This is a genomic window from Novosphingobium sp. BF6, from assembly GCF_058273105.1.
Genome location: NZ_CM177775.1, coordinates 2,159,581 through 2,176,384 on the forward strand (window position 1 = coordinate 2,159,581; position 16,804 = coordinate 2,176,384).

Sequence of the window (16,804 nt, forward strand, 5' to 3'; positions counted from 1 at the left end):
GTTCGGCGCCCATTACCCCGGTTTCTTCGGCAAAGCGATCTCGGCAAGCCCCGCGCACATGAGCGTCCCCTTCTGGTTCGCCATCTTGTGCTTCACCTGCACGAGATGGCGCCCTTTCTCATCCACCATCCTGTCGACCACTTCCGCAGTCTGGATCGTCACATCGCCGGAAAGCGCCGGGCCTCGGTAGTTCGCGGTCGAATGCACGACCATGCCCCATTCACCGGCCCAGCCCGACAGATAGTCCGTCACCCAGGCCCCCATCGAAGCGCCGTAGCCATAAGCCCGGGGCATGCCGATCTTGCGCGCATATTTGGGAAAGAGATGCCCGCGCGAGGGGCCGAAATAGGCGCCGTCGGTCAGTTCGGGATTGATGCGCTCCATATGCGGATCGTTCTCGTGCCCGGCCATTTCCGGCGTGAATCCGAGCGCGGCAAGATCGAGTTCGCGGCGATCGAGCGTTCCCCATGTGGTGAACAGGAAGGCCCGCCACTCGGTGGTGAAACTGGCAATGGTATGCGGCCCGAAGACCCGCTCGGGCAATTGATCGCCAACCTGGACGTCGTCCCACCAGCGCTCCGCATGGCCAAGATCATGCAGCATCCGGATCCAGGCAAACTTGCGCGCTTCCAGTTGCTCCAGTTCCCCTTCGCTCCACTCCGGTTCCTCAAACTCTGCCGTGTTCACCGTATCGCCACCGGCGTGAGCCAGATAGCGGATCGCCGTCGACCGCTGCTTGGCGATCAGGTCACCGTTCTGGTTGCGGTAATAGTTGTCGCCCCGCTGGAAGCAGGTCGGACCGAAGCCGGTATTCTTGACGACGTAATCGAAAGGAATGCGTTCGTTCGTCACGACATCCCCGCCGAACACGCGCGGGCCGTAGTGCCAGAACTCGTCCCCGCCGAAGAGGAGATGTGAATTCGGAATGCAGCCCACGCAGGACGGCGCCGTGCCGTGACCATCGTCCATTACGATCGGAAAGCTCTGCGGTGCCACCAGCTTTCCATGACGACTGGCAGCGGCATAGACCGGATCGAAATGGAGCAGGTTCGGATAATGCATCGCCTGCGCCCAACGCCGGATATCGTTGTTTCCGAGCGGCTCGCGGATCGGAGAGGAATCAATGACTTTCCCCAGGTACTGATCGATATCGGAGCAATCGAACGCGGCGACAGCTTGGTCGGACATGGCAGAAACCTCTCCTGGCGGCCGACTTGCGCGGCCCTCTTATGATCGACACTGCTGTTTATGACGAGAGGCGCCGCCCCGGTCACTTGCTTTCGGGCCGGAGCAGACCAGCAACGCCGGGGCGGTACGCCGCGCCTCTCGACAGGTGATGGCAGGCGCTCTATGCCCATTTAATCGATCACTTAAACGGACCGGAAATGACCCTTCCCGCACCTTTCGAGAATCTGCGTCTTCCCGTGATTGCGGCTCCAATGTTCATCGTTTCGACTCCCGAACTGGTCGTCGCCCAGGTCCGTTCGGGCGTAGTGGGCAGCTTTCCGGCGCTGAATGCCCGGCCTTCGAGCCAGCTGGATGAATGGCTCTCACAAATCTCTGAAGAAACAGATGGTTGCGCATCACATCTTGCGGTCAATCTCATCGTTCACAAGAGCAACAACCGGCTCGAAGAAGACCTCAAGGTTCTGGAACGACACAAGGTCCCGCTCGTCATCACCTCGCTCGGTGCGATTCCCGAGGTCAATGCCGCCGTCCACGGCTGGGGGGGAAAGGTCTTTCATGACGTCATCAACGACCGTTTCGCCCGCAAGGCCGTCGAAAAAGGGGCAGACGGCCTGATCGCCGTTGCCGCGGGTGCGGGTGGACATGCCGGTCCTCAATCGCCCTTCGCACTGGTGCAGGAAATCCGCGGCTGGTTCGACGGCCCGCTTGCACTGTCCGGCGCCATTGCCTGCGGCCGCTCGATCCTGGCCGCGCAAGCCATGGGCGCCGATTTCGCCTATATCGGCACCCCCTTCATCGCCACGCGCGAAGCCCATGCCGCCGAAGCCTACAAACAGGCCATCGTCGAAGGCAGTGCAGGTGATATCGTCTACTCCAGCCTCTTCACCGGCGTACACGGCAACTATCTGCGCGCCTCGATCAAGGCGGCGGGCCTCGATCCGGACAATCTCCCCGAAGGCGACAAGAGCCAGATGGATTTCGGCTCCGGCGGCAATACGGCGGCCAAGGCCTGGAAGGACATCTGGGGTTCCGGACAGGGGATCGGCGCCATTTCTTCGATCGCTTCGGTCGAAGAAAGGGTGGCGGATTTCGAAGCCCAATATCGTTCGGCGCGTGACGAACTGGCACGCCGCACCGGCATGGGCTGAACGTCTTCGGGCTGTCGCAGACCCGTTCCCTGCCACAGCGTTTCGGAAAGCGCGTCCAAGTCCGAAAAGTCCGGTTCGGCCTGTTGGGGATCGTGGTGATTGAGCTTCGGCCATCGCCTCGATCCGCCAAGCAGCAATTTGCGCAGGGCGCGTTGCAACAGATCCAAGCGCATATTCGCTTCGATGGCCGCACCGCTTGGATCGCAGCCGCAGCATCGCGCCCAGGCCGCCTCGATCTGCCCGACCCGCTCGCTCACCAGTTCGCTGTAGCGCCGATGCGGTCCGCGATGGAGCGGCAGTCCCAACCGGATACTGGCGATCTCGTGGCAGGGAAGCAGCAATCCGTTCCGGCGAAAATCCTCGAAGCGAATGCGTACGCCGCCCAGCGCGTTGAAAAGCGATCGGAAGCAGTCTTTTCGGCCAATCTGCAAGGGAAGCAGGTGATGACGTTGCAGAGCTGCGTCATAGTCCGGCAAACCTCGGCGATTGATCGCGCGAAAGGAAAGAGATTGTCTCAGCGGATGAAATGAAATTCAGTGCCGAGAATTCAGTTCTGGCGCCAGACCCAGACCTGCCGTCCCGTCTGCGACGGCTCCACCAGCAGACGGCCACACGGCGAATCGATTTCCCGAGGCGCTGCCAGCTTGCCCTGACGAACGAGAAAATCGACCACGCGAATGGCAAGCTTGAGACTGTCTGACGGGGTTTCTCCGGCAGCGGCTTCCAGTTGCATTTCCTGTCCGGAAAAGCGGGAAAGGCCTCTCGTGACAATGCTGCCGTCCTCCGCGCGCAGCAGCGCCGTAAGGCCGAGTGTGGGAAACGCGCCGCCCGCCAGCCAGTTCACGATAACCTGCGCGAAGTATCGCGGCTCCATGACGGTCTGCGCCGATTGCCAGCCCACGGCCGCTACCGGAAGCTTCAGTGCCAGACTTGCCGCCAGACCCGCAAGAACGCGAATGACCGGAAGCAGCCGCGCGCCGCCGACGATGTGGCCGCCGGGAACAAGCTCCACCGTTTCCAGCCCCTCAAGGGAACAGGCGCCGTCGAAGCCATGCTCCTGCACGATTGCCGTCTGCGGAACGGGAGGTGCAGGTGCCAGCCCGACAAGATCGAAGGTCAGGCCATTTGCGAGAAGTTCCACCCATCCGTCCCTGTCCGGGGGACGGTGCGATATTCGCGCCGTGACGTCGCCGCCCGAGCCTGTTCCCGGCTCGGCAGCGAGAAGAGCGGCAATCGCTTGCGCGGAAGGACGTTGCCCCGCCGGAAAGAACAGCGAAACGCCGTTGCGCGGTGCACTTCCCAAGCGCCCCTCATGGCGCAAGGAATGAGGTTCCAGAATATCGGGGCCAGTCGTGTTCACGGCCGCATTAGCCTATAGTTCGGCTTGTCCGTCGAGTCCGTTTACGGACGAATGAAACCGAAACGGCGGCTTTTTCAGAAGATGCCCAGTCCCAGGCCTTCGCCAAAGGCTTTTCCAAGCCCGCGACAGGCGGCAAGGTCATGGTCCAAAACGGTCTTTTCTGCGCGAATCTGCTCCGGCGTCTGTGCGCCCAGATTGACGATCAGCGGCGGTGCCACGCGCTTCAAACGCCATCCGGTAACGATCCGGTCGATCTGCGCCTGGGCACCTGCGCCGTCCGATCCCGCAGCGATGGCCGTGGCATAGGGACGTCCCTCCACGCGCCCGAGCATGGGATAGTAACAGCGGTCGAACATCTCCTTCATCTGTCCGGACATGCTGCCGAGGTTCTCGGGACAGACGAAGACATAGCCCTTCGCTCCCAGCAGGAGAGCCGGCATCGCCTCCGCCGCGCCCAGCAGCACCCCCTGTTCCCCCGCGCCTTGCGCGATCGCCGCCGCCATCGCGCGCGCGGCGCCGGTGCGGCTGTGCCAGACTATCGCGAGCATCGCTCTCTCCTTTCGCCCTGAGCCGCCCTTTCCGCGCAGTGCCAGTTAGTCTAATCGCATCGCCATGGCTTCGCGACCTGTAACTTCCGTATTCGGCATCGAACGTTCCCTCACCGGCAAGGCCTGGCGCTGGCGGGGCGGCAACATGGACCTTTCCGACAGTTCCTCAGGCTTCCCCGGCGGGCTGGAGGACGACATCGTCACCCAGATCCTGCTCTCCCGCGGCGTGCCGCGCGAGGACCTGGAGCGTCACCGCAGCCCGTCTCTGCGCTCGTTCCTGCCCGACCCTTCCGAGTTCCGCGACATGGACGTCGCCGCCGAGCGGCTTGCCCAAGCCGTCATGACGGGCGAACCGATGACCGTCTACGGCGACTACGACGTCGACGGCGCGACCAGCGCGGCACTGCTGATCCTGCTGCTGCGCCAACTCGGCCATGAGGCGAACTACTACATTCCCGACCGTCTGCTCGAAGGCTACGGTCCGAGCGGTGAAGCGCTTGTCCGCATCGCCGGGGAAGGCTCCCGCCTGATCGTCACCGTCGATTGCGGCGCCATGGCCTACGAGGCGCTGGAAATGGCCCACGGCGCGGGTGTGGACGTAATCGTCGTCGATCACCACAAGTGCGCCGCCGTGCTTCCCCGCGCCGCCGCACTGGTCAATCCCAACCGCCTCGACGAGAACGAAGTGGCAGCCGGACATGGCCATCTCGCCGCCGTCGGCGTCGCCTTCCTGCTGGCCGTCGCCACCTTGCGCACCTTGCGCAAGCGCGGGTTCTTCAAGGATCGCCGGGAACCCGACCTCTTCGCCCTCCTCGATCTCGTCGCGCTGGGAACGGTGGCGGACGTCGCCGCACTCCACGGCCTCAACCGCGCCCTGGTGGCGCAGGGCCTCAAAGTCATGGCGAAGCGCGACAATATCGGCATGGCGGCCTTGATCGACGCGAGCCGCCTCAACCGCGCGCCGACATGCTCCGACCTCGGCTTCGCGCTCGGCCCGCGCATCAACGCGGGTGGACGCGTGGGCGAATCGACGCTCGGCGTGCGCCTGCTCACCACCACCGACCCGGACGAGGCGCGTGACATCGCTGCCCAACTCTCCCGCCTCAACGACGAGCGACGCGGCATTGAGCAGGTCGTGCAGGAAGCCGCCGAGGCCCAGATCGAGCGCCAGCACAACCGCGCGGTCATGGTCCTCTCCGGCGCGGGCTGGCATCCGGGCGTGATCGGCATCGTCGCCGGACGGATCAAGGAAAAGACCGGCAAGCCGACCCTCGTCATCGCCATGGATGCCGACGAGGCGGGCAACGGCAAGGGATCGGGCCGCTCGATCCCCGGCGTCGACCTCGGCGCCGCGATCATCGCCGCGCGCGAGGCGGGGCTGCTCGTGGCAGGCGGCGGCCACGCCATGGCGGCAGGCCTGACCGTCGCGCCGGACAAGCTGGAGGCGCTCTCCGAATGGCTCGACACGCTGCTGGCCGCCGATGTCTCGCGGGCCAGCGCCAACCAGTCGATGCTGCTCGATCTCGCCTTGGCACCGGGAGGGCTCACACCCGATCTGGTGGAGAAGCTGGAAAGCGCCGGTCCCTACGGCATGGGCTGGCCGGGGCCGCGCGTGGCGGTCGGGCCGGTCCATGTCATCAAGGCCGACACCGTGGGCGCCGATCACGTGCGCCTGATCGTCGGCGGGCGCGACGGCGGCCGGTTCAAGGCCATGGCCTTCCGCTCGGCCGAGAGCGAAATGGGGCAGGCCCTGCTCCATAATTCGCAAGGGCGCCGCCTCTGGCTGGCCGGACGCGCGAAAATCGACGACTGGGGAAGCCGTCCACAAGCCGAACTTCACATCGACGACGCCGCCTTTGCCGACTGAAAACGGCGGATTTTCGCGTCCTCCGCAGCCAGTGTCACAGAGAGTTCAAATTATTATCGATGAGGGGGTTGACCCCCCACCGGACCCCCGCTAGAGGGCCGGTCCTGCCTCCGGCGCAACCCGGAAATGGCCCCTTCGTCTAGCGGTTAGGACGCGGCCCTTTCACGGCTGAAACACGGGTTCGATTCCCGTAGGGGTCACCATTCCGATGGTGCGTGGATGCAGATAAAATGGCTTAACGGCCCCTTCGTCTAGCGGTTAGGACGCGGCCCTTTCACGGCTGAAACACGGGTTCGATTCCCGTAGGGGTCACCATTTTCACCACCTTCAGGTGGTCTGCACTGGCTTAACGGCCCCTTCGTCTAGCGGTTAGGACGCGGCCCTCTCACGGCTGAAACACGGGTTCGATTCCCGTAGGGGTCACCAGCGGCGCTCCCGGCTTCGGCCTCTTCCCTCAAATCAGCGACAGGCTTTCCAGCCCGCCATTCTACTTGCCTGATCGAGATGCAGGTGGTCTGCATGGGCTGCGTTGTAGTCCGGCGAGAGCACCGTCGAGAAACTCTCGCAGGCCGAATCGCGCACCGCATGAAGGAAGGCCGCTTCCTCGGTGCTGCCCCTCCAGCCTCTGCGAAGCGTGATTCGGCGACCGTCCGCCAGTACGAAAGCCGAGACATCGATCGCATTGCCAGTCGCGTGCTCGCTCCAACTGTCGGTGTTGCCGATACGGCGGCAGTTGTAGGTGCCAAGTTGCTCGATCCTGACGACCTTGCTGGAGAATATCACCTCCGCCTGCGGCTGGACGCCGTGTCGCAGCCACCGGGCGAGCGCGGCATCGACGGCGCAGGTTGCCTCCGCCCGCGCCGGAGAAAGCGCCACACCGGCCGCCTGGGGCGCTGCAAGAAGCTTGCGGTCGTCACGGCGGCACTCACCTTTGCCCAGGGGCGGGAGGGCAATGCGAGAAATCCCGCTCCGCTCCAGGAAGGCGCGGCAGAGATTGCGGTCGCCGCGAAGGGCGGCCAGCTTGCGCGGGGTAGCCCATCCCGGCTTCTCGTCCAGCGTCAGCGGCGCCCAGGGATCATAACCGGGGTGCTCCCGCAGCCAGCCTCGCCCGGCCAGCAGGATGCAGGCGGCAAGGAGCAGGGCCAGAACGATACGGTCGAACGGGAAGGACATCGGGGAAAGCAACGCGCGGCGACCCCGCTTGCTCCGCAGCGGTCACTCCATCATCGCGAAGAGCGCCCAGGCGAGCGCGGTAGCCCCGCAGAACAGCGGCCAGGACCAGTAGAACTCGTGCCCCTGATAGAACGTGTGCGTGATCGCCAGAACGCCACCGCTCGATTTTTGCGAGCCGATGATCGTGGAAACGATCCAGGTCAACAGGAAGCCTGGGATCAACGCCTTGATAGCCGACATGATGGTGCCCGATTTTTGGATAGCCCTGTCGGAATTATCGCAGCGATAGGTAAATTTCCCCTTATCCGACCAAGGGGCAGGCTTGTGGATAATTTCTGGATATCCTGAGCAAGGCCGGTGGATAGCCGGAGCGCAACCACGGGATATCTCTGCACGCAGGCAAAGAAAAAGGGGAGCGCGGTGGCTCCCCTTTCCTTTTCGCAACGAGGCGTCCGATCAGACCGGCGGGACCGGCTGCGGCGGAGCGTCGGCGTCGACCTCGTGGGTTTCGATCACCCCACGGCCGACGTGGCTACGCGAACGGCTGTAGGTGTAATAGACGATGAGTCCCAGGATCGCCCAGCCCACGAACAGGCCGATGGTCTGCACCGAGAGGCTGAAGAACAGGTAGATGCAGCCGAGGATCGCCAATGGCGCGGTCAGCATGATACCCGGTGTGCGGAACGGGCGCTTGCGTGTCGGATCGGTCTTGCGCAGCACCATGACCGCGATCGACACCGCCGCGAAGGCGAACAGCGTTCCGGAGTTCGACACGTCCGCCAGCAGGCCGACCGGGAAGAACGCCGCGAACAGGGTCACGAACAGGCCGGTCAACATGGTGATGACATGCGGCGTGTGGAAGCGCGGATGCACCTTCGAGAAGAACTCGGGCAGCAGGCCGTCGCGGCTCATCACGAAGAAGATGCGGGTCTGGCCGAACATCATCATCAGGATGACCGAGGGCAGCGCAATGATCGCCGCCGCGCCGACGAGCCAGCCGACGAAGGGATAGCCGACCTGGCGCAGGGTCCAGGCGAGAGCTTCCTTTGAGCAGACGACGGCATTCTCGTGAATGGCGGCACAGGCCTGCGAAAGCTCCGGCGTGCCGGGAGAAAGCGCCGCGCCGTTGGCGCCGAACACGGGCTGCGCGCCGACGGTGCCGATCACGCCAGATGCTACCAGCATGTAGAAGATCGTGCAGATACCGAGGCTGCCGATCAGGCCGATCGGCATGTTGCGCTGCGGGTTCTTGGTCTCTTCCGCAGCGGTCGAAACCGCGTCGAAACCGACATAGGCGAAGAAGATCGAGGCCGCGGCGCTGGAAATGCCCGCGAAACCGAGCGGGGCGAACGGTGTGAACTGGCCGCTCCTGATGACCGGGATCGTCAGGACCACGAACAGGGCCAGCGCCAGGATCTTGATGCCCACGAGCACCGCGTTGACGGTGGCGCTTTCCTTGGTGCCCTTGATCAGCAGCGCGGTAACCGCCGCTGCGATCAGCATCGCCGGAATGTTGATGAAGCCGCCGTCGAACGGTCCGCGCACGAAATCGAGCGGGATGTGCATCCCAAAGCTGCTGTTCAACCAGCCGACGAAGTAGCCCGACCAGCCGACCGAAACCGCGCCCGCCGCGATCGCATATTCCAGGATCAGTGCCCAGCCGACCATCCAGGCGACGGTTTCGCCCATGACTGCATAGCTATAGGTATAGGCGGAACCCGAGACCGGGACCATTGCCGCCATTTCGGCGTAACAAAGCGCTGCCACGCCGCATACGAACCCGGCGATGACGAAGGAGAGCATCATGCCGGGACCGGCTTTCTGCGCCGCTTCGGCAGTGAGCACGAAAATACCGGTGCCGATCACGGCACCGATTCCGAGCATGGTGAGCTGGAACGCCCCCAGCGACCTGTGAAGAGATTTCTTTTCCGCCGTCGCCAGAATGGCGTCGAGCGGCTTTACGCGTCCGAACATGCGGTGGACCCCCGAATTTTGTATGGCGCGACGCTAGCGGGCTGCGTGGGCATGGCAAGCCCTATTGCCATCGGTTCTTCACAATTGCGGATTCAGGCACAAACGGCATCCCGCAACCCGTTGAAGTTTACTTCTTCTCGCAGTCGGCAATGAAAATGCGCTTTTGCGCATCTTCCAACCTCGCGCTAGAAGCCTTTGCCATGTCCACGACCTTCCAGCTCGACACCGCGACCAGTCGCGCCAATCCCACCCCGATGCCGATGAAGCGGCTGACGGTTCCCGCCATCCAGCGCCGCAAGGTCGAGGGGAAGACCACCGAGCCGCTGGTAATGCTGACGGCCTATACGGCGCGTCAGGCCCAGATTCTGGACGAACATTGCGACATGCTGCTCGTCGGAGACTCACTGGCCCAGGTGATCTACGGCCTTCCCTCCACCCTGCCGGTCACGCTCGACATGATGATCGCCCACGGCGCCGCGGTGGTGCGCGGCAGCTATCATTCGCTCGTCGTCGTCGACATGCCCTTCGGTTCCTACGAGCAAAGTCCGCAGCAGGCCTTCGCCTCGGCCTCGCGCGTGATGGCCGAGACGGGCTGCGCCGCCGTGAAGCTCGAAGGCGGCGAGGCCATGGCCGAGACGATCGCCTTCCTGACCCAGCGCGGCATTCCGGTAATGGCGCACATCGGCCTGACCCCGCAGGCGGTCAACGCCCTCGGCGGCTACGGCGCGCGCGGCCGCAGCCAGGAAGAGCACGCCAAGATCATCTCGGACGGCAAGGCCGTGGCGGGTGCAGGCGCTTTCTCGGTCGTCGTCGAGGGGGTGCTCGAACCGATCGCTGTTTCGCTCACCCATAGCCTCGACATCCCGGTAATCGGCATCGGCGCTTCGGCCCAGTGCGACGGCCAGGTGCTCGTCGCCGAGGACATGCTGGGCATGTTCGACCGCGTGCCGCGCTTCGTGAAGCGTTATGCCGACATGGCCGGGCTGGTCTCGGAAGCGGCGGCGAAATATGCCGAGGAAGTGCGCGCCCGCAATTTCCCCGGACCGGAACAGACCTATCAGCCCAAGTAAGGCCGAGAGCGTGAGAGCCTCCTGACAAGGGCGGCTCTCACGCCCGTTCAGTTCTGAAGATCGTACTGCTTGAGCAGATCGTAGAGCGTCGGCCTGCTGATCCCCAGCATCTTGGCGGTGCTGGAAATATTGCCCTCGCTGCGGGCCAGGGCATGGCGGATGACCTTACGGTCGGCCTGCTCGCGCGCGGTCTTGAGATTGAGCGCATTAGCCACTTGCTCGTCCGGGTCGGCGAGGTCGAGATCGGCGGCGCCCACCAGCTTCTCGTCCGCCATGATGACCGCGCGCTTCACCCGGTTCTCCAGTTCGCGCACATTTCCCGGCCAGCCCCAGGCGTCGATCGCCGCGAGGGCATCAGCCGCGAAGCCGCGCACGCCGGGGTTCATCTCCTTGGCATAGCGGTGGAGGAAGGCCTTCGCCAGCAAGGTCGCATCGCCCGGCCTTTCCGCCAGCCCCGGAATGCGCACGACGATTTCGGCGAGGCGATAGAACAGGTCCTCGCGGAAACGCCCTTCTGCGATCATCGTTTCGAGGTCCTGATGCGTCGCGCAGACGATGCGGGTGTCGACCGGGATGGATTCGCGCGAACCGACGCGCTCGATCACCCGCTCCTGCAGGAAACGCAGCAGCTTGACCTGAAGCTGGAGCGGAATGTCGCCCACTTCGTCGAGGAACAGGGTACCGCCCGCGGCTTGCTCGATCTTGCCGGGCGTGGTCTTGACCGCGCCGGTAAAAGCGCCCTTCTCGTGGCCGAACAGCTCGCTTTCGAGCAGATTTTCCGGAATAGCCGCGCAGTTGATCGCCACGATCTGGCCCTTGGCACGCCCGCTCGCTTCGTGCAGACCGCGTGCCAGCAGTTCCTTGCCGGTGCCACTGGCGCCGAGCAGCATGACCGAGACATTGGTATTGGCAACGCGCTCGATCGTGCGCGCGACGCGGATCATCTCCGGCGCCGCAGTGATCAGGCGGCCGAGCACTTTCTCGTCCTTCTCCACCCGCGAGGCGAGGCGGCGGTTCTCATCCTCAAGCCGGTGCAACTGCAAGGCCCGGCGCACGATATGTCCGAGCGCGTCGATATCGACGGGCTTCTGGTAGAAATCGTAGGCCCCGCGCGCAATCGCCTGCAACGCTGATTCCCGCGCGCCGTGGCCGGAGGCGACGATCACCTTGGTATCGGGCTTGAGCGCCATGATTTCGTCGAGCACCGCGAAGCCCTCTGTGGTGCCGTCCGGATCGGGTGGCAGGCCGAGGTCCAGCGTCACCACGTCCGGCATTTCCGAGCGCAGCAGGGCCAGCGCCGCAGACCGATCCCCCGCGACGACCACCTCGAAGTCCTCGTAAGCCCACTTGAGCTGCGCCTGGAGCCCGGCATCGTCTTCCACGATGAGCAGCTTCGGGAGAAGCTTGGGTCGGGTCTCGGTCATTCTCAGGCTACCTTCTGGTCCTTGCGGACATTGTCTTGCTGGATGTCGGTGGAGAGGGCGAGCGGGATGCGGACGATGAAGCGCGAACCCAGTCCTTCGCGCGATTCCACGTCGAGCCGCCCTTTCATGCCCCGCACCAGTTCGCGCGCCTCGAAGGCGCCGATACCGAAGCCGCCGCTCTTGGTGGAAACGAAAGGCTTGAACAGACGGTGGCGCACGAATTCGGCGGACATGCCGCAGCCGGAATCGACGACCTCGAACCGGGCGTGAAGCCCCTCGGCGGCCAGCGTCAGCAAGACCGGACTGCCGGGCGTCCCGGCATCGACAGCGTTCTGGACGAGATGGACCAGGACCTGCTCCAGCGAATGGGCATTGGCCGTCGCGGTAAGGTCCTGCGCTTCGGTCAGGACGACCTGCCCGCCGAACCGCAGGACGACCCCGCGCGCGACATCGGCGGCGCGGACGGGACCGAGACGGTCCACCGCACCGGTGCCGTAGCGCGAAAGCCGGGTCAGCAGCGCGTTCAGCTTGTCCGAGGAATTTCGCAAGGTGACGAGCATGTCGGCGCGGAATTCCGGCTTTTCGGCGTGAAGCTCGGCATTGCGGGCGAGCAGGCTGAACTGGCTGGCGAGGTTCTTGATATCGTGCATCACGAAGGCGATGCGGCGGTGGAAATCCTCGAAGCGGCTGGATTCGGCCAGCGCTTCCTGGCTGGCGTTCTCGGCGAGGTAGCTGGCAAGCTGCTGGCCGATCACGCGCAGGAGGTCGAAGTCCTCCCAATCGAACTTGCGCGCCATCGCCGGACGGGCCAGCACGACCATTCCGACCAGACGGTCGTAGTGGACGAGCGGCACCAGCGCCCAGGCGCGGCGCTCGCCGCCGAGCCATTCCGGCACCGCGACGTCGAGACCCCGACGGGTCCGGCCCTCGCGCAAGTCATCGAGATCGGCGATATGGCCGGACTGCTCGAAGGGCGCGAGCGCCGACAGCGGATAGGCGATAGCCGGAACGTCCACATCCGGCCAGTTCCAGCGCGCCGCCAGCGTGAGATCGCCTCCCTCGTCCGGCGTCAGCAGCAGTCCGGCGGGACTGTCGGTGATATCGGCGACCGACTGAACCACGCGCTCTTCCAAAGGCAACGCGCGATCGTCATTGCTGCCGATGGTGCGGGTGAAGCGCAGCCATTCCTCGCGGTAGTCGTAGCGGTGCTGGAAGAAGTGCTTGGCGAGGATCACCTTGAGCCAGCTTCTCACCCGGCGCGAGGGGAGCACGACGAGGGCGAAAGCGCTGGCAAGCGTCAGGAAGGCCATCTCGATCAGCCGCGCGAAATCGCCGCCTGCATAGGAAAGCCACCGCGCCACCGCCACCATCGCCACGAGATAGACGCCGATGACGAGCAGCGAGAAGGTCTGGAAGGTCACCGCCCGCGAGGGCTTGAGCCGCAGTTCGTCGCGGTTGCGCGAGGCGGCAATGGCAAGGCAGGCGGCCAGCACCAGTGCGGCAGCGCCCCGTAGCGCGGCGATCTCGCCAGGCCAGCTGCGCGCCAGATAAGCGACCGTATAGAGGTTGAGGTCGAACGACCAGAGCACGGCCAGACCGATAGCGGGCCAGCGCAGACCGACCCGCATCTCGCGCGGGGCTCCGGCATAGAGATTGTGCACCAGCACCAGTCCGCCGACCGTCACCAGCAGGCGCAGCATCACCTCGATATCGAAGCCGAGGCTGACCAGCCCCCGCCCCATCGCCACCGAGGACAAGGCCACTATCATGCCGAAATGCAGCAGTTCAACGAAAGCCAGCGCGAAGATCACCGGCCGGATCGGCGCGAGGCTGGAATGGCGTCCGTCGCCTGCGAAGAAGCGATAGATCACCACGAGCCAGGCAAGATTGCGCAGGCTTTCCGCCACGGAGGCGAAGATCGGTGCTTCCGCCGTCACCGCGGCAGCGGCGGCGATGCTCCAGCCCGCAGTGAAGAACAGAGCGGCGACGGTGGCTACGCCAGCCTCGGCCAGACGCGCGCGCCGGGGCCAGAGCCACAGACCGACGCTGGCGGCGCCGATCGCGCCGGTCAGATCGAGAACGACGCCCACCGTGCCCCACAAGCCGAAACCGTCCGAGAGGCTCATCGCGCCCCTTCGCTCCACAGCACGACGCGCAAGGTCTGAAGAATGATGATGAGATCGAGGAACGGCGTATAGTTCTTGGCGTAGTAGAGGTCGTATTCCAGCTTGTGCCGGGAATCCTCGATCGAGGCGCCGTAGGGGTAGTTGATCTGCGCCCAGCCGGTAATGCCGGGCTTCACCATGTGACGCTCGGCGTAATAGGGCAGCTGCTCTTCCAGCTCCGATACGAACTGTGGGCGCTCCGGGCGGGGGCCGACGAAGCTCATCTCGCCCTTGAGCACGCTCCAGGACTGGGGCAGTTCGTCGATGCGGACCTTGCGAATGAAGCGGCCGATGCGGGTCACGCGCGGGTCGTCCTTCGAGGCCCACTGCGCGCCCGCCACTTCGGCATCGGTGCGCATCGAGCGCAGCTTGATCACGTCGAACGGCTCGCCGAACAGGCCGACGCGCTGCTGGCGGTAGAAGGCCGGGCCGCGACTGTCGATCTTCACCAGCAGCGCGAAGAGCAGGATCACCGGCGCGGTCAGGCAGAGCGCCACTCCGCTGACGACGATGTCGAACAGCCGCTTGGCCACGCTGGAAATCGCCCGGCCCGAGGAAAACCCGTCGGAAAAGATCAGCCAGCTTGGATTGACCGTGTCCAGATCGACCCGGCCAGTCTCGCGTTCGAGGAAACTGGAGAACTCGTTGACGTGGACGCCCGTGGTCTTGATCCGCAGCAGGTCCTTGAGCGGCAGGGCGTTGCGGCGTTCTTCCAGGGCCAGCACGACTTCGGTGACGCCGAGGTTGTCGACGAAACGGGTCAGGTTGTTGATCGCCGCGCGCGAGATCGCTTCCTCGACGACCGGCGTGCCGTCGCTCATGGCCACGTAGCCGACGATCACGAAGCCGCTCTCGCGCCGCTCCGCCAGATCGCGCAGGCGCTGGGCGCGCTGCCCGGCGCCGAGCACCAGAACCCGCCGCCGGAATGCCGAAGTGCCGAGGAAACCGCCCAGAACCAGACGGTTGGCTACCAGCAGCACGACCGCGAAAGCCATCGCGTAAGCCAGTGTCGAGCGCCAGAAATTCTGCGCGGCGAAGATGAAATCGACAAAAGCCAGTGCGATCACGCCGAGCGAAACCGCCACCAGCAGGCGCGCGGCGGCGAACCGCATCGAACGCAGCGCGTCGGCGCCGTATACCCCCACCGCGACCATCGACAGCGAGATGACCAGCGCAAAGCCCCCGTGCAGCGCCAGGCGCGTGCCGAGATCGCCGGGGTCCATGCCGATCTGATCGGCCCTGAGCCGCCATGACAGTTCGTTGGCCCCGACCAGCAGGAGCATATCCACCAGCCACAGCAGCGCCACCGCATGGGGGATGTAGTGTTTGAACAGGCGAATCATCGTCGCTTGGCGCCACTCTCCGTGCCGAAAACCGGCAATGACGTCAGTTTAGGTCCAAGGCGTAAACTGTCGGTGAATCTGACAGGCGCGGGATCGCCGGACTATCACGATATGCGCCAAAGCCACTATCATGACCGGATAAATGTCGGGTATTCTTACAGTTTCCCGCCGATCACTGCTTCGGCATCAAGCGCAGGGCCGTCAGGGTAAGCGCCTCGCTGCCCGAAGCGATCACCTTGTCGGCCTGCGGTGCCCAGAACGGGCTGTGGAGCGAGGGCAGCGCCGGGCCGCCGGCCTTCGCCGCCGCTATCTTCTGCGGATCGGCGCCGCCGACCCAGAAGATCACCGACTTGATGTGGTCCTCGTCGGCGCGGCGGAACTCGCCAAAGTCCTCGCCGCCCATGACCGATGGGGTGACGACGACATTGCCGTCTCCCATCTTTGTCTTGAGGTCGGCCACGGCCTCCTGCGTGAACTCGGGCGTGTTCCAGGTCGCGCGGGTGTAAGGGTCCTTCACCGAGACTTCGGGCATCAGCGTATCCGGCAGGCCCGAGGCGATCGCCTCGCCGCGAGCGATGCGCTTGATGCCGTCGAGCAGATGCGCGCGGGTCTCGTCGGAATAGCTGCGGACCGTCAGCTCCAGCTTGGCCTGATCGGAAATGATGTTGTGCTTGGCCCCGGCGTGGAACGACCCCACCGTCACCACCGCCGGATCGAGCGGGCTCATCTCGCGGCTGACGAGCGTCTGCAGCTTCATGACGATCGAACTGGCGAGGACGATCGGGTCCTTGGTCGCCTGCGGATAGGCGCCGTGGCCGCCCAGCCCTTTCACCAGAATATCGACGCTGTCGACATTGGCGAGCGCCCAGCCCACCGCGGCGCCGACCTGCCCGGCGGGAAGATCGGCCGAATCGTGGAAGGCCAGGGTGTAGTCCGGCTTGGGAAAGCGCGTGTAAAGACCGTCCTTGAGCATGCCCACCGCGCCGGTGCCGACTTCCTCGGCGGGCTGGCCGATCATCACGAGCGTGCCCGACCATTCCGCCTTGCGCTTCGCCATGAGACGCGCGGCCTCGATCCAGGCGGTCATGTGGGTATCGTGGCCGCAGGCATGCATGATGCCGCTTTCGACCCCGGCGGTGGAAACGCCGCGCTTCTTCGAGGCGAAGGCGAGGCCGGTCTGCTCTACGACCGGCAATCCGTCCATGTCGGCGCGGATCAGCACCGTCGGCCCCTCGCCGTTCTTCAGCACCGCGACGACGCCGGTCTGGCCGACTTTCTCGGTTACGGTGAACCCGGCCTCCCGCGCGGCCTTGGCCATGATCGCAGCGCTGCGGACTTCCTGATAGCTCAGCTCCGGATTGGCGTGGAGATCGCGGTAGATCGTCATCAGCCCCGGCAGGTCGCGCGCGATGCTGTCCGTCACCGGCTCGGCCTGCGCGGCCATCGGAGACAGGGCTATGGCCAGGGCGGAAACGGTGAGGAGCGCTTTCATGGCGCACAGACTATGGAGCCGGCCCTGCGGCGACAACAGATTTCATGACATC

The 16,804-nt window shown here is 64.8% G+C and carries 13 protein-coding genes, 3 tRNA genes and 1 pseudogene; 6 read left to right on the forward strand and 11 right to left on the reverse strand.

Features of this window, described 5'->3' with window-relative positions; translation table 11 throughout:
• Window positions 1–12 precede the first annotated feature (12 nt).
• A complete protein-coding gene (locus AC4D6D_RS10495) occupies window positions 13–1,188 on the reverse strand; it encodes an FAS1-like dehydratase domain-containing protein (RefSeq protein ID WP_491325228.1) in 1,176 nt (391 codons plus the stop codon).
• Window positions 1,189–1,385: 197 nt separating this feature from the next.
• Between AC4D6D_RS10495 and AC4D6D_RS10500 the strand changes: the two genes are divergently transcribed.
• Window positions 1,386–2,336, forward strand: a complete 951-nt coding sequence (locus AC4D6D_RS10500; protein ID WP_491325229.1) for an NAD(P)H-dependent flavin oxidoreductase — start codon at window positions 1,386–1,388, stop codon at window positions 2,334–2,336.
• Between the two features lie 281 nt (window positions 2,337–2,617).
• Here the strand turns inward: AC4D6D_RS10500 and AC4D6D_RS10505 are convergent.
• The 3 genes and pseudogenes from AC4D6D_RS10505 to AC4D6D_RS10515 form a co-directional block, all read right to left on the reverse strand.
• A pseudogene (locus AC4D6D_RS10505) lies at window positions 2,618–2,812 on the reverse strand (AHH domain-containing protein); the annotation flags it as partial.
• Window positions 2,813–2,883: 71 nt separating this feature from the next.
• Window positions 2,884–3,639 carry a hypothetical protein gene (locus AC4D6D_RS10510; RefSeq protein ID WP_491325230.1) on the reverse strand — a complete coding sequence of 252 codons (756 nt, stop codon included), beginning with the start codon at window positions 3,637–3,639 and terminating at the stop codon, window positions 2,884–2,886.
• A gap of 131 nt (window positions 3,640–3,770) precedes the next feature.
• The gene (locus AC4D6D_RS10515) at window positions 3,771–4,244 is read right to left on the reverse strand and encodes a flavodoxin family protein (protein ID WP_491325231.1); all 474 of its coding nucleotides are present in this window, start codon (window positions 4,242–4,244) and stop codon (window positions 3,771–3,773) included.
• A gap of 64 nt (window positions 4,245–4,308) precedes the next feature.
• Here AC4D6D_RS10515 and recJ point away from each other — a divergent pair, with 64 nt between their 5' ends.
• From recJ to AC4D6D_RS10535, 4 genes are all read left to right on the forward strand, one after another.
• Window positions 4,309–6,111: a single-stranded-DNA-specific exonuclease RecJ gene (recJ, locus tag AC4D6D_RS10520; RefSeq protein WP_491325232.1), complete on the forward strand. Its 1,803-nt coding sequence runs from the start codon at window positions 4,309–4,311 to the stop codon at window positions 6,109–6,111.
• 128 nt (window positions 6,112–6,239) lie between these two features.
• A tRNA-Glu gene (locus tag AC4D6D_RS10525) sits at window positions 6,240–6,314 on the forward strand.
• A gap of 37 nt (window positions 6,315–6,351) precedes the next feature.
• Window positions 6,352–6,426, forward strand: a tRNA-Glu gene (locus tag AC4D6D_RS10530).
• Between the two features lie 36 nt (window positions 6,427–6,462).
• Window positions 6,463–6,537: transfer RNA gene (locus AC4D6D_RS10535), tRNA-Glu, on the forward strand.
• Window positions 6,538–6,570: 33 nt separating this feature from the next.
• Here AC4D6D_RS10535 and AC4D6D_RS10540 read toward each other — a convergent pair.
• The 3 genes from AC4D6D_RS10540 to AC4D6D_RS10550 form a co-directional block, all read right to left on the reverse strand.
• Window positions 6,571–7,284: an extensin-like domain-containing protein gene (locus AC4D6D_RS10540; protein WP_491325233.1), complete on the reverse strand. Its 714-nt coding sequence runs from the start codon at window positions 7,282–7,284 to the stop codon at window positions 6,571–6,573.
• 42 nt (window positions 7,285–7,326) lie between these two features.
• Window positions 7,327–7,524 carry a hypothetical protein gene (locus tag AC4D6D_RS10545; RefSeq protein WP_147215160.1) on the reverse strand — a complete coding sequence of 66 codons (198 nt, stop codon included), beginning with the start codon at window positions 7,522–7,524 and terminating at the stop codon, window positions 7,327–7,329.
• 216 nt (window positions 7,525–7,740) lie between these two features.
• Window positions 7,741–9,258, reverse strand: a complete 1,518-nt coding sequence (locus AC4D6D_RS10550) for an amino acid permease (RefSeq protein ID WP_147215162.1) — start codon at window positions 9,256–9,258, stop codon at window positions 7,741–7,743.
• 200 nt (window positions 9,259–9,458) lie between these two features.
• Here AC4D6D_RS10550 and panB point away from each other — a divergent pair, with 200 nt between their 5' ends.
• Window positions 9,459–10,328 (forward strand): 3-methyl-2-oxobutanoate hydroxymethyltransferase, encoded by an 870-nt coding sequence (gene panB / locus AC4D6D_RS10555; RefSeq protein WP_147215164.1) that lies wholly within the window; start codon window positions 9,459–9,461, stop codon window positions 10,326–10,328.
• A 47-nt stretch (window positions 10,329–10,375) separates the two neighbouring features.
• Here the strand turns inward: panB and prsR are convergent, their stop codons facing one another.
• The 4 genes from prsR to AC4D6D_RS10575 form a co-directional block, all read right to left on the reverse strand.
• Window positions 10,376–11,752 (reverse strand): PEP-CTERM-box response regulator transcription factor, encoded by a 1,377-nt coding sequence (gene prsR, locus AC4D6D_RS10560; protein ID WP_491325234.1) that lies wholly within the window; start codon window positions 11,750–11,752, stop codon window positions 10,376–10,378.
• A gap of 2 nt (window positions 11,753–11,754) precedes the next feature.
• Window positions 11,755–13,878 (reverse strand): XrtA/PEP-CTERM system histidine kinase PrsK, encoded by a 2,124-nt coding sequence (gene prsK / locus AC4D6D_RS10565; RefSeq protein WP_491325235.1) that lies wholly within the window; start codon window positions 13,876–13,878, stop codon window positions 11,755–11,757.
• Window positions 13,875–15,260, reverse strand: a complete 1,386-nt coding sequence (locus AC4D6D_RS10570) for a TIGR03013 family XrtA/PEP-CTERM system glycosyltransferase (protein WP_491325236.1) — start codon at window positions 15,258–15,260, stop codon at window positions 13,875–13,877. Before AC4D6D_RS10570 ends, prsK begins: the two co-directional genes overlap by 4 nt.
• A gap of 172 nt (window positions 15,261–15,432) precedes the next feature.
• Window positions 15,433–16,752, reverse strand: a complete 1,320-nt coding sequence (locus tag AC4D6D_RS10575; protein ID WP_491325237.1) for an amidohydrolase — start codon at window positions 16,750–16,752, stop codon at window positions 15,433–15,435.
• Window positions 16,753–16,804: the final 52 nt, after the last annotated feature.